16 protein-coding genes are annotated in these 20,751 nt (G+C 37.3%); 9 read left to right on the plus strand and 7 right to left on the minus strand.

What is annotated here, in order from left to right:
• Nucleotides 1-610: 610 nt before the first annotated feature.
• Both EHQ47_RS18485 and EHQ47_RS18490 read left to right on the plus strand, forming a co-directional pair.
• Complete coding sequence (locus EHQ47_RS18485) at nt 611-1,444, plus strand: hypothetical protein (RefSeq protein ID WP_135777797.1); 834 nt, start codon at nt 611-613, stop codon at nt 1,442-1,444.
• 27 nt (nt 1,445-1,471) lie between these two features.
• Nucleotides 1,472-2,071 (plus strand): hypothetical protein, encoded by a 600-nt coding sequence (locus EHQ47_RS18490; protein ID WP_135747106.1) that lies wholly within the window; start codon nt 1,472-1,474, stop codon nt 2,069-2,071.
• 120 nt (nt 2,072-2,191) lie between these two features.
• Here the strand turns inward: EHQ47_RS18490 and EHQ47_RS18495 are convergent, their stop codons facing one another.
• Together EHQ47_RS18495 and EHQ47_RS18500 are read right to left on the minus strand one after the other, a co-directional pair.
• A complete protein-coding gene (locus EHQ47_RS18495; RefSeq protein WP_135747105.1) occupies nt 2,192-3,973 on the minus strand; it encodes a methyl-accepting chemotaxis protein in 1,782 nt (593 codons plus the stop codon).
• A 137-nt stretch (nt 3,974-4,110) separates the two neighbouring features.
• A complete protein-coding gene (locus tag EHQ47_RS18500) occupies nt 4,111-5,307 on the minus strand; it encodes a metallophosphoesterase (protein ID WP_135747104.1) in 1,197 nt (398 codons plus the stop codon).
• A gap of 70 nt (nt 5,308-5,377) precedes the next feature.
• Between EHQ47_RS18500 and EHQ47_RS18505 the strand changes: the two genes are divergently transcribed.
• Nucleotides 5,378-6,907 (plus strand): malate:quinone oxidoreductase, encoded by a 1,530-nt coding sequence (locus EHQ47_RS18505; RefSeq protein WP_135777798.1) that lies wholly within the window; start codon nt 5,378-5,380, stop codon nt 6,905-6,907.
• Between the two features lie 33 nt (nt 6,908-6,940).
• Here the strand turns inward: EHQ47_RS18505 and EHQ47_RS18510 are convergent, their stop codons facing one another.
• Complete coding sequence (locus EHQ47_RS18510) at nt 6,941-8,194, minus strand: OmpA family protein (RefSeq protein ID WP_135747102.1); 1,254 nt, start codon at nt 8,192-8,194, stop codon at nt 6,941-6,943.
• 102 nt (nt 8,195-8,296) lie between these two features.
• Between EHQ47_RS18510 and EHQ47_RS18515 the strand changes: the two genes are divergently transcribed.
• From EHQ47_RS18515 to EHQ47_RS18535, 5 genes are all read left to right on the plus strand, one after another.
• Nucleotides 8,297-9,469, plus strand: a complete 1,173-nt coding sequence (locus EHQ47_RS18515) for an NAD(P)/FAD-dependent oxidoreductase (protein WP_135747101.1) — start codon at nt 8,297-8,299, stop codon at nt 9,467-9,469.
• A gap of 4 nt (nt 9,470-9,473) precedes the next feature.
• Complete coding sequence (locus EHQ47_RS18520; RefSeq protein ID WP_135747100.1) at nt 9,474-10,412, plus strand: sigma-70 family RNA polymerase sigma factor; 939 nt, start codon at nt 9,474-9,476, stop codon at nt 10,410-10,412.
• Between the two features lie 177 nt (nt 10,413-10,589).
• Nucleotides 10,590-12,878 (plus strand): ATP-binding protein, encoded by a 2,289-nt coding sequence (locus tag EHQ47_RS18525; RefSeq protein WP_135747099.1) that lies wholly within the window; start codon nt 10,590-10,592, stop codon nt 12,876-12,878.
• Nucleotides 12,879-12,888: 10 nt separating this feature from the next.
• Nucleotides 12,889-13,920, plus strand: coding sequence for an MBL fold metallo-hydrolase (locus tag EHQ47_RS18530; RefSeq protein WP_135747098.1), 1,032 nt, complete (start codon nt 12,889-12,891; stop codon nt 13,918-13,920).
• 53 nt (nt 13,921-13,973) lie between these two features.
• A complete protein-coding gene (locus EHQ47_RS18535) occupies nt 13,974-14,708 on the plus strand; it encodes an SDR family NAD(P)-dependent oxidoreductase (protein ID WP_135747097.1) in 735 nt (244 codons plus the stop codon).
• A 12-nt stretch (nt 14,709-14,720) separates the two neighbouring features.
• Here the strand turns inward: EHQ47_RS18535 and EHQ47_RS18540 are convergent, their stop codons facing one another.
• The 4 genes from EHQ47_RS18540 to nirK form a co-directional block, all read right to left on the minus strand.
• Nucleotides 14,721-15,668 (minus strand): BPSS1187 family protein, encoded by a 948-nt coding sequence (locus EHQ47_RS18540; protein WP_244290410.1) that lies wholly within the window; start codon nt 15,666-15,668, stop codon nt 14,721-14,723.
• Nucleotides 15,669-15,939: 271 nt separating this feature from the next.
• The gene (locus EHQ47_RS18545; RefSeq protein ID WP_135747096.1) at nt 15,940-16,560 is read right to left on the minus strand and encodes an SCO family protein; all 621 of its coding nucleotides are present in this window, start codon (nt 16,558-16,560) and stop codon (nt 15,940-15,942) included.
• Nucleotides 16,557-17,324, minus strand: coding sequence for a formylglycine-generating enzyme family protein (locus EHQ47_RS18550; protein WP_135747095.1), 768 nt, complete (start codon nt 17,322-17,324; stop codon nt 16,557-16,559). The genes EHQ47_RS18545 and EHQ47_RS18550 overlap by 4 nt, the downstream gene beginning before the upstream one ends.
• A gap of 24 nt (nt 17,325-17,348) precedes the next feature.
• The gene (gene nirK / locus EHQ47_RS18555) at nt 17,349-18,749 is read right to left on the minus strand and encodes a copper-containing nitrite reductase (RefSeq protein WP_135747094.1); all 1,401 of its coding nucleotides are present in this window, start codon (nt 18,747-18,749) and stop codon (nt 17,349-17,351) included.
• Between the two features lie 206 nt (nt 18,750-18,955).
• Here nirK and EHQ47_RS18560 point away from each other — a divergent pair, with 206 nt between their 5' ends.
• Entirely contained in the window at nt 18,956-20,719 is a 1,764-nt protein-coding gene (locus tag EHQ47_RS18560) for a GAF domain-containing SpoIIE family protein phosphatase (protein ID WP_135747093.1), read from the plus strand.
• The last annotated feature ends 32 nt before the right edge of the window (nt 20,720-20,751 follow it).

Genomic DNA, 20,751 nt, shown 5'->3' on the forward strand with positions numbered 1-20,751 from the left:
TCTTCGTTAACTTTGAATACCAAGGTTTTGAAGAAACAATCCTACGTTTGAATGCTATTTTTTTGGATCAAGTCGCACCCTCCTTACAAAAATTAAAACTCAGATCGGACAAGAAGATAACGATAGTGAAGGCGGATAATTTTCTTTAGCAAATATTTTTGTGAACGTATCAAAAACTTACAAGGGATAGGGATATAAAATAAATAGGATGATCATGTGTCTATGAATGGTAAAACCTCAATTGAACCAAAAAATTAAAGAAGCATTCAGTATCCTTTTGATAAGAATTAACTCATATCTCAATATTCTTAGGTTGGTTTTACAAAGTAGAACTACGAACCAAACAGCAACTTGCAAATGTTAAACTGGACCTGCCTGAACCACCAAACAAACCCGTTCTCCTCGGGATTTATGACAAAACCATCTGTTGGAAACTAAGACAAGTTAAATTCTCTGAACCAGAGAATCGAATTCCTCAAACAGATACCGCTGGCACATATTTTTAAGATAAATTAAATTTCTGTTTTTACGATTTTTCGAATGAACTAAACCGTTTTACTTGCCAAATTCTCAAATCCTTTTAGTTTTTGCAAAAATTAAGGAAAACAAAATGAACAAATTTCGCATCACGGGAATTATGCTGCTTCCCCTATTCTTGTTTGTAATCGCCTGTAAGTCATCTGTCTACAGGTTAGAATCTCCCAAATCCAAAGAAGAAATCAAATCTGTAGGTTTGGTCGGATATGGAATCTATTTAGAATATCCACCCGGCTTATTTGGAACGGAAAACCAATACCAATTTGGTCAGACTTTTGGAGACCACATTGTAAAGTTGGATGCAAATAGTCAGGCGGATGCAAAAAAAAGAATTCCAGATCCAGCAGATGTCTTAGTGGAAGAAACAGATAAAGAAAAAATTTATAACGGTAAAAAGTTACAAGTGATTTCCTACATTTCCCGTGTTGTTCCTGTGGACGGGAATTCTTATACAGTTTCAACTACGGGTTATGTTTTCTGCCGTACCACAATGGTATTTGTTAACGGAATTCCAACAACCCAACAAAGATGTGACAATGTATACATTGATTTTGATCCAGAAGATACAGCTAAGGTAATGAAATTCAAAGCAAAACCAGGTGAAATTCAATATTTAGGATTATTTAAAGGTGTAATAAAGGAAACTACTTCAGAAGATCCATTTGCACTTTCCGCAACATTAGATGAATTAATCGGTATGTCCAAAAAAAAGAAATTTGTTTTAGAAAAAGACAATGGCTTCATCCTAAAATCAAATTCAGAATTACTTAAAGACAAATACTATTATCCAGACTTACGTAGACCTGGCTTTGACGAGTTTGTTTTTTTGGAAGGTGTGAGCAAAGCAAATCCAAACTCCTACTGGAAAGAAGTGGCAGATAAAAAACTTAGTAAATTTAAAAAATAAACTTTATACTTTCAATCAGGAAAACTAATGATTAAACCTTTTTATAAAAACCTAACATTAATGATTCTGGGGATTCTAACAACCAATTGTTTGAATTTTCGAAGTGGTGAATATGAAGGAACTCCGATTGTCAAAAACTTTGGTACTTCAAAAAAATTAGCAGTAAAAGTGAATGCCACTTACCAGGGGACAGTGAACGGAGAACCTGACGATCCACATGAATTTTTGAAGCAAAAATGGCAAAATGAATCTGCAAAACTTTTGAATGAAAGTGAGGATGTGTATTCCACCAGAAGTCAAACAGAAGCAGACTATACATTTGATATCAAAGCGACAGAAGATCGTGGATATTTTTCTGCCAAAGTATCTCTTTGGCTTTCTTTACCAACTCTTGGGATTTTACCTTATTACGCAGGATCCCATATTACTATGAATGTAGTTGTGAAAGATAAAAAAGGAAAAGTTCTTGCCGAAATGAAACGTGAAGAGAAAAAAACTGAAGTCGGTCAAATCTTACTTTTATTTGTAATGCCTTTTGCTGATCCAGTGGCAAAAGCAGATGCACAAAGAAGAGATTTACTTAGTTCAGTCTTTGCTGAAATCAAAGAAAAAGGTTATTTAAAATAATAACATTCGAAAGATTCTCATTCTGCTCTGTTTGCAGGATGAGAATTAACTCTTCCATACGAAACCTAAATTCTTATTTCAGTCATCGTATAGCGGTCCCAAGTTTCATTTGCATTCAAACTAAAATCGAAACCGAGAAACAATCTTTTCCATTGAATCAGATACAGTTTGCAGACGATTTGCTTCTTCGGAAATTTCACCAAAGGTTGTAGAAATTTTTGAATGGTTCTCCCACAACTCTTGTAAATTAGTATTCGACTCTTCTGTGTATCCTGTTTGTAATTTCATTTCTTCGGTAATTTGTTCTGCATCCCGCTGGAACTGAGCGACAAGTTCCTTTAATGACTTTACATTCTCGGAACTTGTTTCACTCGTCCTACCAAACATCTGCACTACTTTCGAAATTTCTTCAAATTTTAATTTTACATCTTCATTGGTGGATATAATTTCTTTCATGGATTCCAAACTTTCTTTGGAAGCAACTTGAGATAACTTTACAACTCGTTTGATTTCTTCTATATTCTTTGCTGTTTCATCTGCAAGACGTGATACTTCACCAGCGACAACAGCAAATCCCCTTCCCATTGATCCGGCACGTGCCGCTTCAATGGACGCATTTAAGGAAAGTAAATTCACTCGGTCGGATATACCTTCTACAATTGAAATGGTTTCTTTGATATTTTCACTCATTTGATTCATCACTTCTACCTTTTCATAGGCAGATTGGATGGCATCCTTTGCAACTTGAATGGTTCCAATAGAATGAACTGTATTTTGTGCCAAACCATCCGCTTTTACTGAAAGGTCTGTCATTTCTTCAGTAACTCGAGTGAGTTCTGTCACTAAAAAATTAGTTTTATCTTTTTGGGAAAGAACACGATCATAAGTCGCTCGGGATAAATTTTGGATTTGGTTTACCGATTCAAAAGTGGAATCTAGTTTGTTTTTTTCTGCACTTACCTGAGAATCGATGACACTTCCTTTATCTAAAATTAGTCTAGATGTGGAAAGGAGTGATATAGCTTCTACTTTTGCTGTTTGGAAATACTGGCGTAACGATTCCATAAATAAGTTTAATTTTGTAATTGTATGGCTCAAGTTTGTGGCAGAAAGCTGCGGGATGGTTTCCGAAAGTTCCCCTTTGGATAGTTTTTCTATCGAGTGATTTAAGTTACCAATATCTTCTTTAAGAGATTTACTACCAACATATGCAGCATAGATGATTATGACTACCATCATGATAAAAACGATTGGCATTTGGTAAAACCAATACGGAGAACGAAACTCCGTTAATAAAATCAAAAACAAATAATATCCAAACGTTAACATTGGTAACAATGCAACCGCAATCATCGTAAAAAGATTTCTTTGGAACACACCAAAAACCCTAATTTTCGTTTCATCCAAAAGAACAGAAGACAATTCCTTTGCTTTTAATACGGGACTTAAGTTTACTTCCGTTTGAAAATAAAATGCCAAATAGATAATGGGAGATAACATCACACAAGCATAGGGCAATGCTAATATTTCTTTCCATGGAAGTTCCAAAACGGTCGTTGCCATAAAGGAAAATCCAAAAATAGAAGTGGTCCAACGGATGAGGATGACCTTGCCTTCCCAATGCGGATGTTCCAAAAGACCTTTTTTCAAAACTTCTAAGGTTTTTCCATCCGTCTGACTAGTATAAGCTAACAGACGTTTCAATCTACGATACCGCAAAAAAATTCCAATGATTAGTGGGAGAAGAGAAAGTAGAGAACCAAGAATGGCAAGTTGGATGAGAGTTGTAACATCAAAACGTGAGGCAAATAAACAAAAGTTTATAAAATAAGGAAAAATCAGCAAGTAGAGAGGAGCTTCAATTGCAATAGTCAATTTTCTGATGAGTAGATTCTGATTCATGCTCTGTGGTCCGCCATTTCGTTTGACAATCATTTCAGAAATCCCAAAGGACTTCACCTACTTTCGTATTTTTTTTAACTAGGAACAACCCGAGGTCTAGGTTCAGGATTCAATTTAATAGGCTCGAAACTCCGAAATTATGTGGATTCCAGTTTTAAAATGGAAATTTCAGAAGGAGCACCTAATCGAAACGGAGGGCCCCAATATCCGGTTCCCCGACTAACATAAACTAAAGAATTTTTATACTGATGCAAACCGGAAACAAACTTCTGAGCAAAATAAATCAAAATATTGCCGGGAAAAAATTGTCCGCCATGGGTGTGCCCAGAGATTTGCAACTGAAAACCAGCTTCACTTGCTTCATAAATACTATTGGGTTGGTGGGCCAATAATATTTTAAAATCACAATTTTCACCACCAAGCATGGCTCGTTTAGGATCTGTTTGGTGAGATTTGATCATTCGACCGGCGGTTAAATCCGTAACTCCTGCCATTAATAATTTTGCTTTGCCAACTGTAAGAATTTGATTTTGGTTGAGTAGGATTTTCACTCCTAAGTTTTGGATCTCAGGCAACCAGGAAAGAACGCCTGAATAGTATTCATGATTTCCCGTTACGTAAAAGGTGCCATATTGAGACTGAATGCTAGCGAGTGGTTTTAAATGTTGTTTTAATGTAGAGGCTGGTCCATCGACCAAATCTCCGGTAATCACAACGGCATCAGGTGATTCCTGGTTAATCCTTTTCACAACTCTTTGTAAAAATTTTTCTTTGATCGTAGGTCCAATATGAACATCCGAAATTTGAACAATCTTAAAACCATCCAAGTCAGGGTGTAAATTTTTAATAGGAACTGACACTCGTTTGTATTGCAATCGAACGTGCGCATTAAAAAATCCAAGAGAACTGAGAGCCGTAGCAGCAACAATGGTTGAAAATGCTAAACTAAAGTTTTTAACTTCGGTGATTCCATCTAATGGAAATCCAAAATGAACCAAACTAGAAAACAAAACTTGCGAATATTGAGTGATAATTCCCAAATCCACCCAACGTAAAAAATCCATAAAAAGAACCAATGTGAATAGAATGGAAAAAAAACCAAAGTTGGTAAAGGTGATATAAGCAAAGATTGTTTGCGTTTTTTCCCGTTTGGAAATCCGACTAAAGGTATAAGTCAAGGGAACAAGTAAAACCAAAGCTCCAATTCCCAATAAAATCACAGAAACCACCGGTCCATTCAGTGAAAGTCCTGAGATCAACCGAAAGGTAGAATAATAATAGATAAATCCGAGTAACGATGTGAGAACGGACAAAAATAGGAAGAATGCTTTCAATTGTGTGACCCTATTCTTTGGACATAGATTAAATCACAAAAGTTGTCGATAATGAGACAGAAGGTTGAGGATGAAAGAAAAAGATACAGTTAGAACCAAGTCGGACGTAATTTTGATTGGCGCAGGGATCATGAGTGCCACCCTCGGAGTTCTTCTGAAAGAACTAGCACCTCACCTAACAATCACAGTTTTGGAACGTTTAGATGCTGCAGCAAGGGAAAGTTCAAATGCTTGGAATAATGCCGGAACTGGACACTCAGCCTTTTGTGAATTGAATTATACAATCGAAAATGAAGATGGTTCGATCCAAACAAAAAAGGCCCTTCAAATTGCAGAATGGTTTGAAATTTCGAAAGAATTCTGGGGTTATTTATCGGGCACCAAACGAATTTTAGACGCAGATGAATTCATTCATTCTATTCCTCATTACAGTTTTGTCTGGGGGGAGGAAAATGTCTCCTTTCTTAAAAAACGCTACGAAGCTTTAAAAAAATATGAACTCTTTAGAGGTCTCATTTATACAGATGATACCAAAACTTTAACCGAATGGCTCCCTCTGGTTATGTCTGGTCGTGATCTTTCAGAACCTGTTGCTGCTACCAAAATGGAATTAGGCACTGATGTCAACTTTGGAACATTAACTAGAGCCATGTTTCGTTATTTAGAAAGTTTTCCAGATGTTCATGTTCATTATTTTGAGGATGTAAAGGATTTGGAACGAAGTGAAAATGGTTTATGGCACCTAACATCAAATAATATTCAAACCCATGAAAAGGAACACCATGAAGCCAAATTTGTATTTATTGGAGCCGGTGGTGGTAGTCTTCCTCTTTTAGAAAAATCAGATATCCCTGAGGCTTCTGGCTTTGGTGGATTTCCAGTGAGTGGGCAATGGTTGCGTTGCCGCAACCGCGATGTCATCAAACAACATTTTGCAAAAGTATATGGTAAAGCAAATGTAGGTTCTCCACCAATGTCCGTTCCACATTTAGACACAAGAATCATAGAAGGAAAAAAAGAACTATTATTTGGACCATTTGCAGGTTTTACGACAAAGTTTCTAAAACGAGGATCATATTTAGATTTAGTGAAATCGCTGGAATTTGACAATATCTTTCCAATGTTATCTGCAGGGATGCACAACCTTCCATTAACAAAGTATCTCATTGGCCAAGCCATACAATCACATGAAGATAGGATCGATGCATTAAGAGAATACTTTCCTGAAGTAAAATCAGAAGATTGGGAATTAGTGATTGCAGGACAAAGGGTACAAGTCATCAAAAAAGATGAAGAAGAAGGTGGCGTTTTAGAATTTGGAACAGAGGTTGTCTCGGCTAAAGACGGATCTCTTGCAGCGTTACTGGGAGCAAGTCCCGGTGCTTCCACTTCCGTTTCGATTATGTTAGAAGTTTTAGCAGATTGTTTTCCAAAAGAAATGTCATCAAATGAATGGAAATCAAAACTCAAAATGATGATTCCAAGTTTTGGTGAATCCATGAAAGATAACCCGGAAGTTTGTTTGGTGAGCCGAAGAAATACTGCCGAACTTTTGGAACTCAACCAAACAGAAAAAACAAACGTTGGTTCCAAAAGGTAATCAATCAAAAAATACGATTGGGTTTCGAAGGTATTATTTTACTTTTTTTCGAAGCTCAATCACTACCTTTTCTTTTGATTCTACGGTATAAAGAGACGAACCCTGGGTGGAATTTATGATCCGCTGCGGACTTACTCCCTTATCTCTTAAAATCCTTGAGATTGCTTGGGAACGTTCAAAACCAAGGTCGTAGTTTTCATAATTTCCTGGTAAATCATCCCGAAAGGGGCTAGTATAAGTAATCACGAGAACATCATAATCCTTATACTCATTTACTAAACTGCGAGCAATGGCATCCAAGCGAGCTCTCCCTTCTAAGTGGATACGGCTTGTGGGTAGATCAAATATCTCACTAGCAAGAAATACAAATCTCTCCAATTTATTTTCTATGACCTGTTCTTTGGACTGGGTTGGAAGTTCCGAACCTGCTGTATCTAGGACAGAGGTAGGTTTGGTTTCTATCTCCTGTTTTACGTCTCCTAACGTGGAAAAACTGACCCCCAAACCTATTTTGTAAAATGTTTCTTCAAAATTTCCCTTGTTCCTATGACCAGAACTGGGAGCACTATAATTCACAATATAAACATTGGAATGTTCTAATTCAGCATTCACAAAAAGATGACTGTCGAAATGATACCTAAAACCAACAGCACCGAATACACGATTGGTACCGCCACCAAACAATCGTTCGTATCCAGCACCACCTCCGACTCGAATGTATGGATCCATGGGATCATTTGGTTGTAAGTGGAAAAAAAGATTCAAATCACCAGAAGTCGAATGGAAGACATCCCTTTTTTTTTGAACAGCTAAATCGTAAATGTCGCCTTGGTTTAGTCGACTGAGGAGAGTAGAATAGTTTGTAGCTGTTAATGCATATAGAATGATTTGTCTTTCGTCTACAGACCGAAAGTTAGAAGCCCGGATCACTTGGTCAGAAACGGATAATCCAATTCCAAAATAACGAAACAATCCATATTCGAATCCCAATTCACCGAAATGACTAGAAAGTTCAGTTCTCTGTTGGTTCACCGTACTGATAGTATAATAATTCATATAAGCGGAGAGATTGTCCGCATAAGGAGAGTTTAGTGCAAGGAAATTGGGGAAATTTGTCTTTTCTACATTTTTTTCCAAAGTTCCTGAATTTTCACCGATCCCAAAAGCGCCATTTCCGTAGAAAATTAATTTTCCACGCTCAAACCCCTCCGCCTTAACCGACAAAATTGGGAAAAGGAAAACAATTCCACAGTAGGTAAGATAAGATTTCCAATTCATTTTCGGCATGTGTGATCTTTCATTTTATCAAGTGTTAAATCAAGCCGAAATTTTTTGTAAACTCTGTCACAAAACCTGAGGGGGTTTTCGTCTTGGTAATGAGGTATAAAGATGAAACCAAAAATTATCATATTAGGAGCTGGTTATGCAGGAATTATGGCTGCAAATCGCTTAGACAAACAATTGGACGAGGTCGAAATTATTTTAATTTCCGAATCTAATATCTTCCAAGAAAGAATTCGAAATCATGAAACCACTGTTCAAGAAAAAAGAAAAAACTACCAAATCAAAGATTTACTCCGAACAAGAGTTAAATTTCTACAGGCTAGAATCACCAATATTTTACCAAGTGAAAAATCTGTTTTACTCGAAGGAAAATCTGAACCACTCTTCTATGATTATCTTATCCTTTGTCTCGGTAGCACTGGAATCCAAAAAAAATCCAATTTTGAACATTCCATTCAATCCCAAGAAGCCGTTTCCAAGTTTTTGAAAGATTCAAAACAAAAAGAAATTCAAAATCTTTGTATCATTGGAGGGGGACTGACCGGAATTGAAATGGCCACAGAATGGAAACACTACCGCCCGCATTCTTCTGTAACAATTGTTGATCGAAATGAATGGGGAACTTCCTTTTCCCAAAAAGCAAAAGATTATTTACAATCTTATTTGTTCCAGAACCAAATTCAAATTTTAGATAACGTGAAAATCGAAACAATCTCTGCAAAAGAAATCATCTTTCAAAACCAAACCAAACTTTCATTTGACGTTCTTTTCAATTGTTGCGGGTTTCATTGTTCTCCCCTTCCCAAACAGGCAGGATTTCCTACGAATGAGAGAAACCAAGTGTATGTGGATCCATTCTTAAGGGCCATTGGACATCCCGAAGTTTTTGTTGCAGGTGATTTAGCTTATTTAGAAACCTCTTATTTAAGAATGGGTTGTGTGACAGCTTTACCCATGGGAGCTTATATTGCGGATCACCTCGCAAATCTCATTCAAGGAAAAAACATTTCTCCTTTTTCATTTCAGTTTTTTGGAAGGTGTATATCTTTGGGTAGAAACGAAGGGCTCATTCAGTTTACATACAACGATGATAAACCGAAAGAGAAAATCATTAAAGGAAAATGGGGAGCTCGTATCAAAGAAATGGTAAACCGTTTTACAATCTTTTCTTTGAAGATGGAAAAACTCCTTCCGTTTCGATTTTATTTTTGGCCAAAGGGAAATCCGATCCAGATGGAAAATAAATTACAGAAAAACCCAGTCCCGATCGGAGTTTAATTCCATGAATGAAATTCATATATTTTTAAAATGGAAACACTATCTTTTTTCCATTGCATACCGGATTACAGGAAGTTATGCGGATGCAGAAGACATTGTGCAGGAGAGTTATCTTAGATGGCTCTCCGCCAAAAAAGAAGATATACAAAATGAAAAATCCTATTTGGGAAGTATAACGGCAAGACTTGCGTTTGATCTTTTGAAAAAGGCTTCTAGAAAAAAAGAAACCTACATTGGACCTTTTTTGCCAGAACCAATCCCGGAAACTGCAGAATCAATGGATGATGAAAGAATCAACTTTGCATTTCTAGTGATTCTCGAAACACTCAATCCAAAAGAAAGAGCAGTATTCATATTACGCGAGTTATTCGACTTTTCTTATGAAGAAATCGCAGAAATAATCGGGAAAACTCCAGACAATTGCAGGCAAATCTTTAGCCGAGCCCGTGTGGCAATCCAATCCAGAAAAAAGAAATTTGAACCTGACCCAAAACTTCATTCTAAACTTTTACTCGAATTTAGTTTTGCTTGTTATCACCAAGACACTCAGTCGCTGACCAAACTTTTATCTGAAGATGTCATTGCCTATGCGGATGGAGGTGGCAAAGTTCATGCTGCAAGAATCCCAATTCCTGGAATCCAAAGAGTTGTTACATTATTAAAAAAAACGACAGAGAAAAAAGCAAAATCAACAGAAATCTATTTTGGTTATGCCAACGGTTCACCAGCACTTGTGGGATATTCGAACGAAGTTCCAAGTTTTGTTCAAATTTTTACAATCCAAAACAAACAAATCGATACCATCTTCAATTTAGTAAATCCTGATAAACTAAAGGGCTTTCAAAACAAAGAAAATCTAATTAAACTGGGATATCTACGGAAACCAAGTTGGATCACCTGGGTTCTTTTCAACGTAAGGCGGTGGTTCCTCATCCGCAATTAATGCAGTTTTTTTTGTTTTCTTTCGTCCAATTGGTTGAAGGCAATGAAGATCACAAAACTAATCTTCCTGTTGATATTTTTGACCACATCGTTTAGCCACTGCGGTTTGGGTCAGGATGTTAGTGTACCAGTTGCCCAAAATGGCATCTTAGATCTAAGACAATGGAACTTCGAAACCATGGGAAATGTGCCTCTCAATGGTGAGTGGAAAATTCATTGGCAAAACTGGAACCCAAAGGAGGACCTATCTCCAAACGAGTTTACAAATGTTCCAGGACACTGGACCAATCTTTCTGGGGAAAAATATCCAACCGGATTTGCAACGCTCAGTTTAAAAATCCTTGTGGCAGAAAACACAAAAAATCTTTATCTTCAAAATGGAGTCACTCGCAATGCCTTTGAAATAGCGGTGGATGGGGAAACCATTTACCAATCAGGAACCATTGGAGAAAACTATGACAAGGAAGTTCCTCACTTAAAAATTCAAACAGTTGCTCTGCCCAAGGCTTTAAACAACCAAATCAATTTAGTCGTCAAAATTTCCTGTTTTCATTATCATATTTGCGGAATCGCAACACCATACCACCTGGGTTCACATTCTGGGATCAATCGATCCTTTTTAGAAGCGATCACTCGTGATGTCTTTGTATTGGCATCTTTATTTACGTTAGCTTTTTTCCATTTGATTTTGTATCTATTTTGGAGAGATGAAAAAACTCATGTTTTTTTCGCAGCTGTATGTTTTATTGCTGCAATACGATTGTTTACCACTGGTGAAACTCGTTTCATCTATAACTATCTTCCTCTTGGTTTTTATGAAACGATTGTAAAATTCAATGGGATTAGTTTTGTTTTGCTCTATGTTTCATTTGTTTTGTATGTAAGGGAAATTTATAACGCAAAAGAATATCGTTTTGTGTATCGGGCAAACTTCATCATTGCTTCTTTGTTATTTTTTGCTTTGCCACTTGATATATTAACATTTTCGAAATTTCTAGGCATTCATCTTATTCTTTCCTTATTCACTTTATTTGGAATACTATATCCCATCATCGATGGTGTGATTTTAAAAAAACCGGGAAGCAAATTTTTTCTTTTTTCTGTCATTGCAACAATGGCATTGTTCTCCCTCGATATACTTACCGAATTTGCAAAAAAAGGAACCGCCTATCTCGCGCAATACGGATTTTTAGTATTTGGTTTGTCCCAAGCCCTATTCATTGCTGATCGGATGATTGAAAATTTCAAAAACAAAGAAAGGCTAAAACAAGAAAAAGAAAATGCAGAAGCAAAAGTAAATTTCAAAACATCATTTTTATCAACAATGAGTCACGAAATCAGAACTCCCATGAACGGGATTTTGGGGATGACTCAAATTCTGCAACAAACGGATCTAACCGAAGAACAAAAAGAATATTTAAATCTAATTCAGTTCAGTGGAGACAATTTATTATTACTTGTGAACGATATTTTAGATTTAACAAAATTAGAATCGGGGCAATTTGAATTACACCTAGAGCCCGTTGCTTTACCAAAATTTCTAAACGATTGTATCAATCTTTTTAAATCCCAATCAGATCCAAATCGCCTCCTCATCTCATTAGAACTTGTGAACACTCCACCAAATTTCTTAATGACTGACCAAAGACGATTTGCACAAATTCTAACCAATCTTTTGAGCAATGCAGTTAAGTTCACAGAGAAAGGAACCATTACTGTTTCTGTAGAATTTATACCTTTGTTAGATGGTAAAGTTCGATTGGCGATCTCGGTGAAAGATACAGGAATTGGAATTCCGGAAGATCGAATGGGAATTTTATTCCAACCGTTTTCTCAAATACACTCCCATCTGACAGAAAAAACAGTCGGCACTGGGCTTGGACTTGCAATCACAAAAAAATTAATCGAAGAGTTGGGTGGTTCTATTTCCGTTCAAAGTGTTTACGGACGGGGTTCCAACTTTTTTTTCCAATTTGATTCACAAGTTCCTTCCGATTCCTTTCGCCCCGAATCATCGACAAACCAAGGGGAGAGACCAACTAAAACAGAATGGGATTCCAAACTTGCTGATAAATATCCTATAAAAATTTTGATCGCAGATGATGACCCGATCAATCAAAAAGTTTCGGATCTTTTTTTGAAAAAACTTGGATTTACCGCCTTACAAGCAGATAACGGAGAAAAAACTTTAGATATGGTACGTTCTGAACAACCAGATTTAGTATTTATGGATGTCCAGATGCCTGATATGGACGGAATCACTGTCACCAAGTGCATTCGCCAATCCAAAACCATATCCAAACAACCGGTCATCATTGCCCTTACTGCCAATGTGTTAGAAGAAGAAAAACAACGATGCCTTTCGGCTGGTATGGATGATTTTATGACAAAACCGCTTCTTTTACACGATCTCGATTTTATGATACGAAAATGGGCAAAAAAGGATTTAACACCGTCCAATCATTAAGGACGATATTTTGGCAACAACTCTCGGCAAACTCCCTCACGGTGATATTCTCAAACGGATTTCTCAGTCTGAACACTTTCAATCTGGAAGTTTTCAAAACATAGAACATACAGAAATGTTAGCACCTAACAGTTCTTACTGGAAAATGGCTATCAAATATTGGCAAAAACCAAATTCCATTCGGCCTTCTTCCCCCATTCCGTCTACCAAAATCAATTTAAAAGATCTAGATGCAAATAAAGCACAATACATTTGGTTCGGGCATTCTTCTTATCTTCTTCTAGCGGAAGGAAAAAAGATCTTAGTGGATCCTGTTTTTTCCGGTTATGCCTCTCCTGTCCCTTTTGCAGTTCAATCGTTTGAAGGAACTGATATCTATCTTCCTGAAGATATGCCAGATTTAGATATTCTGATCATCACTCATGATCATTACGACCATCTTGATTATGAAACAATGTTAAAGATACATCCGAGGACAAAAAAAATCATCGTTCCCTTAGGTGTCTCTGCTCATTTATTGTCTTGGGGAGTACCTCTCTCAAAAATCATTGAATTGGATTGGTTTGAAACAAAGGAAATTGATCCCATCATCACAGTCACGGCCACTCCAACACGACATTTTTCTGGACGAAGTGTACTTAGAAACAAAAGCCTTTGGTGTTCTTATGTTTTAAAACTTGGTGAGTATAAAGTTTTTATTGGTGGTGATTCAGGATACGGATCTGTGTTTGAATCCATTGGAAAAAAATACGGACCATTCGATTTGGCTTTTTTAGAATGCGGGCAATATGGTGACGACTGGCCTTCCATTCATATGCGCCCTGAAGAAACAGCTATGGCCGCAGCGAATATTGGTGCCAAATCCTTTGTACCAGTGCATTGGGGAAAATTTATTTTGTCTCTGCATCCTTGGAATGATCCTATCAAACGAGTGCTTACTGCTTCCCAAAATATAAAACTAAATTTACAAGTGCCAAAAATTGGAGAAAGTTTTGAATTCACAGGATCTGGCAGTGTGGATGGTTGGTGGAATTTTCAATGAAAAAAAATCTAGCCACCAAATATAGTCAGATCAATTTGGATTCGGTTTAAAAAATGAAAAATGCACTTGTCGTTGGAGCCACATCCGACATTGGAATTTATATTGCAGAATCTCTTGCAAAAAGAGGATATTCTCTTTCTTTAACGGGAAGAAATAAACAAAAGTTATCTGATACACAAGTTAAAATTAAATCTCAATTTTTGGTTCCTGTGGAAATTTTTGAATGGGATGTTACTAATTTTCATTCTCATCAACAGTATTTTAATGGGCTTTCCCAAAAACCAGATATTGTTTTTTTCGTAGTCGGATACTATGAAGACCAAACCAAAGCAAGAGAAGATCAAAATGAACTTCTTCGAACCATTCAAACAAACTACTCTGCGGTTGTTTCTCTTATAAACATCATTTCCTTGGATATGGAGAAAAGAGGAGAAGGAACCATTGTTGCCATTAGTTCTGTGGCTGGAGACCGAGGCAGACAAATGAACTATATATACGGGAGTGCAAAAGCAGGACTTACCACATATCTTTCAGGTCTTAGGACTCTCTTGTTTCCAAAGGGAGTCCATATCACAACCATCCAATTAGGACCAGTTTACACAAAAATGTCGGAGGGGCATAACTTAATCCCTTGGCTCACCTTACAACCTAAAGTTGCCGCAGAACTCATTGTCCGTGCAGGATTAAAGAAAAAAAATTTAATCTACATTCGTTGGCCATGGAGATGGATCATGATGGTGATTCGTATGATCCCTGAATGGATTTTCAAACGCCTTCCACCTTTTTAACCAAAAAACAAATTACGGGTAACTAATATAGTTCCAAATGGATTGGAATCCATTGATCATAGGGCAACTGTGTAATGCAGCTGTCCCCATTCCGTTACAAGCACTTGTCACCAAACGATGGCTATTTCCGAATGGAGAACCAACACTTGTATTCGTAAGAGTTCCTGTCATAGAAAACTGACTTGACCAAGCATCTGTTACTTGGTTTGTATCCCCACTAAAATTAGCAACCGTATCATTTTCATGAATGAGTCCATAATAAGATGCCGCTGGTGTGTTTTGGGCGGCTCCCATCCAACTAGGCAAAGTAGCAAATTGCAAACTATAATCAGAAACTCCACTGTATATAGAGACTCGTCCCAGAGTTCGAATTTTTCCATGAAAGGCAGCATGTCCACTTCCTTGCGAATGTCCCCCGACATACACTAAGGACCAATTGACAACATTGCCTGAAAGAAATTGGTCCCAACCTTCGCCCGGTCTCGTTTGGACTAAATATTGAATGAGACTAAGTAACCTTCCTTCGATTGAATTGGCTACATCTACTGAGACATAGGGAGAAACATCGGCACCTGTTACCACTTCTCTTCTTAAGTTTTCAAAACATCCAACATCAGATCTTGCCGCACCTTGGTTACAAAGACTATTCACTGCTTCTCCATTGGGGTAACTTAGTCCAATGATATGGTATCCGCGAGAAGCACCTTGTTGTAGGATGGCTCCGATTTCACAAGGTGTCGAACCAGTTCCAGGATAAAAAACGGAAAGAATATTTTTTCGACTAACACCCGATTGCGGAGGGTAAACGTGATGGGGTTGATTATAAGAAGTGATCGCAGAAGAAGTTAGAGAAGGTTGGATTTGTAACCTTGTCAATGCCCCGACAGAACCGCTTGCAGGAAATGTATTTTGACCCACACAAGACCTGGCATACAATCCAAGCCCGAGAATTGTGACCAAATCTTCTTCAGTATCATCTGCCTTTTTTTTACAGGAAAAAACAAAAGAAAAAAGAATCACAAAAACGAAAATACTACGAACCAAGCGAATCAAACCAAAAGAAAACAATGGCAACTACCTTAAAAAATGAGAATCTTAGGTAGATATAAAACTAAGCGAATGGAAAGCAAATCAATTCTAAAGTTTAAAGCCTTTCCTTGGCTTGCAGTCGTTGCCCAAAGAAACAACAATATGTACAAAGTTTGGAGATAACAAAATACATGTATTAGGTTTATTTTAATTTTTGGTATTGGGAAATTAAAACATCTGCATTCGAACCTATACCTTCAATTCGTGAAACAATAAAACCTTCTTTTGAAACCAAACTATAAACTGCCGAATGATTAAACTCTCCATTGGAAATCTTTTTATAATTGATACCAAGGACAACGGATAACATTCGAATGTCTGCTTCCTTTCCAGAAAGAAGAGTCCAATTGTCGTTTAGTTTCATTTTCTTTTTATAAGCATTCAGGACATCTGGGCTGTCTTTTTCAGAATCAAAACTAACAAGGACCATACGAGGCTCCCTACCAGTTGATTCCTTTATTTTTTTGGCTAATTGTTCCATATCAGCCACAAGTCTTGGACAAATGGACTGGCAAGTTGCGTAGAACATACTAATGATAAAAAGAGAACCTCGATACTGGTTCAAAGAAATTGTTTTGTTTAATTCCGTTGTCCACTTGGAACCTAAATCAAACAGACTGCCTTGTGCAGCATCATTTGCAGCCAACACATGTTCTTCTCCATGATGGTGGTGATGGTTGTTTGAATTTTGTTCGTCGCAGCCGGAACTAAAAACCAAACAAATGAAAAAAATGATGAATTGGAGAGTCGATTGAAATTTCATAATGAATTGTCCTTTATTTTAATATCTGATGCACATCTAAACCCTAAATATTTGGCAGTATACCAACCTTTCAATCCAGCCCGATACCCATAACGCATGTAAGATGCATAATTAGAAAAATCATTAGCCTTTAATGAACCGCCGCCACAAAAAAGATTACTTTCTAAATCGGTATCTTGTCTTGAATCACCAGTTACAGAAGTATTATTAAAATCAAATACCCATTCCCAAATCATTCCATGTTGGTCATACACTCCTAAACCGTTTTTATATTTACCGACAGATGGAAGAAACTCTGGCTTTTGTTCCCCATACCAACCAAGAATTACCGATTCGACAGCTTTTTTATTTTTCCCAATTGGAGGAATACTGGCTACATACTCCCATTCTGATTCGGTAGGCAAACGTTTCCCTTTCCAGTTGCAATATGCATTAGCACTAAACCAGGATACATAAGTTACGGGAGAATTGGAATCGCGGTTGGTCGGAACCTTTTCTTTCCAATCTCCCAAATACCCACCATCAGCAAACAAATGGGAGACTTTTCCCTTTTCCCATTCAGGATTGGCTTCGATAAATTCAAAATATTCTTTTTTGGTAACAGGATATTCATCCAAATAAAAACCTTTTACGATTACTTTATCACCTAACCTGGATTCGCTCTCTTTTAAAAAAGGTTTTAAACTTCCTCTAGGTATTTTAACCATTTCAGCAGAAAGTGAAATGGTTAAAACCAAGATTAAAAAAACAAAAAAACGATTCATTCTATGATTACATAAGTATTGAACTTATCTTACCTCAGCTTCAGAAACCATAATTCCTTTGTTTCCCCATTGGTTGTATACATAACTAAGGACACTAGCTATCTCTTCATTCGAAAGTTCCAAATGAGGCATAACATTATTATATTTTTGTCCATTCACTGTGATTGGACCACTAAGCCCTTTTTTCAAAATTTGGATCGCACGAGCCTTGTCCGCATTCAAATAATCAGACTTTGCAAGGGGTGGGAAGACACCAACGACTCCTTGTCCTTCTTTCATATGACAAGCAGCACAAACTGATTTATATACTCTTTCCCCATTGGCCAAAATTTCTTTTGGAGTTTTTGCGGAAACCTTTGGTTTTACTTCCGTTACCATCCTTTGGATGGCTGGTCCTTCAGGAAGGTAAACTGTATCATCCTGTTTTCCAGAATATACAGTTGCATTGGGTTCTCCTTCGACTTTCAACATTCCAAGTGAACCTTTGTTAAATGTTCTAAAGATAGAATGGTCAACAAGAATCAAAGTACCTGGGACCTCAACTTTAAAATCAACAATGGCAGAACCACCGGCTGGAATGAGAGTGGTTTGAACATTTTTTTGATTAGGTAGTATCCCACCTTCTGTATAAACATTATCAAAAATTTCGCCAATCACGTGAAAGGAAGATACTAAATTAGGGCCACCATTCCCAACAAACAATCGCACGGTTTCTCCGACTTTCGCAGTGATGGCACGGTCTTCGACCAAAGAACCTACTGAACCATTAAAAACAACGTAATCAGGAATTTCGGTAATCGCTTTTTCCATGCTAAAAGGTTGGAGACCAGGTTCTCCATTCTTACCTTTAGTATAAAACTCACTTTGTACAACATAGTATTCTTTGTCCACTTTAGGAAGATCATCTTTAGGCTGAACAAAGATCAAACCGTACATTCCGTTCGCAATGTGCATTCCCACAGGAGAAGTAGCACAGTGGTAAATGTACAATCCCGGATTTAAAGCTTTAAAAGAAAATTTAGATGCATGTCCAGGGATTGTGAGAGAAGCAGCAGCTCCTCCACCTTGCCCAGTCACTGCATGCAAATCAATGTTATGTGGCATTTTACTGGAAGGATGATTTTTGAGGTGAAATTCTACCTCATCTCCTTCCCTCACACGAATCATCGGCCCAGGTACAGATCCGCCAAAAGTCCAAAACGTATATTCGACTCCATCGGCAAGCCGACCCACAACTTCCACAGTTTCCATATTGACGATGACTTTGGCTTCATTTGTCCGATCAATATGAGGTGGCACTTCAGGCGCATAAGTAAGTTTTGCCTCTTCTGTTTTTGGGCCTGAACAAACAGAGAATAAACTTGTTATGATCATTAGGAGAAGATAAATCTCGAAGTTCTTGGGTTTCGGTAGTTTCGTCAGCATTTCCGTATCCTCTGGTTTTATTCTAAATTATGTCAATCCAAACCTCATTGATACAAATCAAGGGATCTGAGTGCAAACGTTACAAAATGCACAAAAATGGTGAAACGAGAAGTATTTTTTCCTCTGTTTTCTGATTTTAGGAAAAAACTAAATTGCATTTCTAAATCGACGAATTCGAAACTGAGAGAAAAATGGGTACCGTGTCCATGTCGTTAGACCCTCAAACTAGCCTTAGTAAGTTTCGTAGCCTACTCCATATTTCTTCCATTCTGAATGCCAACCTGGATTTACACCAACTTTTGCCACTCATTATGTTATATTCTAAAGATCTACTAGAAGCCGAAGCAAGTTCGCTCTTTCTTCTGGAAAATGAGGAATTTCTGTATTGTGAAGTGGCTTTAGGTGAAAAGGGGGAGATCATCCAACAGTATGCTCGTTTGGAGTTAGGTGAAGGGATTGTGGGTATGGTAGCGAGAGAAAAAAAACCAATCGCTCTAGAGGATGCTTACAAAGACCCAAGATTCAATGCAACTATGGACAAACGAACCGGATTCAAAACAAAGTCCCTAATTTGTGTGCCTTTGTTTGTTGAAGAAAGGTTGATTGGAACTTTAGAAGTCATCAACAAAACAAATAATAGAATCTTTGATGCTTCCGATTTGGAATATTTAATTTCTCTTTCGGAAGTTGCTGCCACTGCCATCCAAAATGCAAATACCAAAGACAGTTTGGACAAACGAATTCTCGAATTGTCTCTATTATATGAATTTGAAAAATTATCAGTTTCCGAAAAAAGTCTGAACGAACTAGGCAAATGGATTCTCAATCGAGTTTTAGAATATTTGGGAGCTTCTTCTGGAACAATCTATTTAGCAAACGCCGACAAACAAGAATTAAGTATTCTTTCTGCAAAAGGGATTCCTGAAGATGCTTATGACCAAATCAAAGTTCCTTATGGGACAGGTGTCTCCGGATGGGTTGCAGAAAAAAGAGAAAGCCTTCTCATCCACAACTTGGACTTAGATCCGAGATACAACAAACTTGCTCCATATAAATTTGAATCCAAATCTCTTATCTCGGCACCGCTCGTCTTTCAAGAGGAGCTACTTGGTGTCATCAGCATCAACAACAAAGTTTCTGGGTATGCGTTTCAACATTCTGATTTAGATTTATTAACAAATATTGCGGCAAGACTCAGTAGTACGATCAAAAACGCACAACTATTCCATCAAATTATTGATACAGGGAAAGAGTTGAATCGGGCAAAAAACATAATGAAAAAAATTATGCCATCGATTCTACCAAATTCAAACGGACTTTCTTACGGTGTCGCGCACATTCCTCTAGAACAAGTTGGCGGTGACTTTTATGATGTAACTGAATTAGAAGATTCTAAGTTTTCAATTTTGATTGCAGACATTTCTGGACATGGACTTTCCGCTGCTGTTCTTGCCGCAATGGCCCATATGGTTTTAAAAAATTTTGAACCAGATATCAAACTTAGCCCATCATTATTTTTGACAACTTTGAACCATATGTTGTATGGGAAGTTAGCAGGAAATTTTCTCACTGCTTTCTATGGAATCATTGATCTCAAAAATAATACTCTGCTTTGTGCTAACGCAGGCCACAATGCTCCATTTTTATTGGACAAAAAAGACTCTCCCTTAATTCAACTTGATGTGAAAGGAAAAATTTTAGGGCTGATCCCCGATCTATTTTACGAAGAAAAAAAGTTTCCATTTGCACCGGGAAATCGTTTGGTCATGTATACCGATGGAATTACCGAACATATGTCAAAAGACCATAACAAACGTTATGATGAAGATTTATTCCAAAAGGCAATTTTAAAATCAAAAACCCTTGATTCCCAAAACTCAGCGGACGATCTCATTCAGGCCGCAAGAGAGTATGTTGGAACAAATGATTTTGCAGATGATGTCACCGTTTTGTTAGTCGATCGTATTTAACAAAAGTGACATCTTCCCATTCCATCTTTGGA

The sequence above is a fragment of the Leptospira bourretii genome (genome assembly GCF_004770145.1).
Classification (GTDB): Bacteria; Spirochaetota; Leptospiria; order Leptospirales; family Leptospiraceae; genus Leptospira_A; species Leptospira_A bourretii.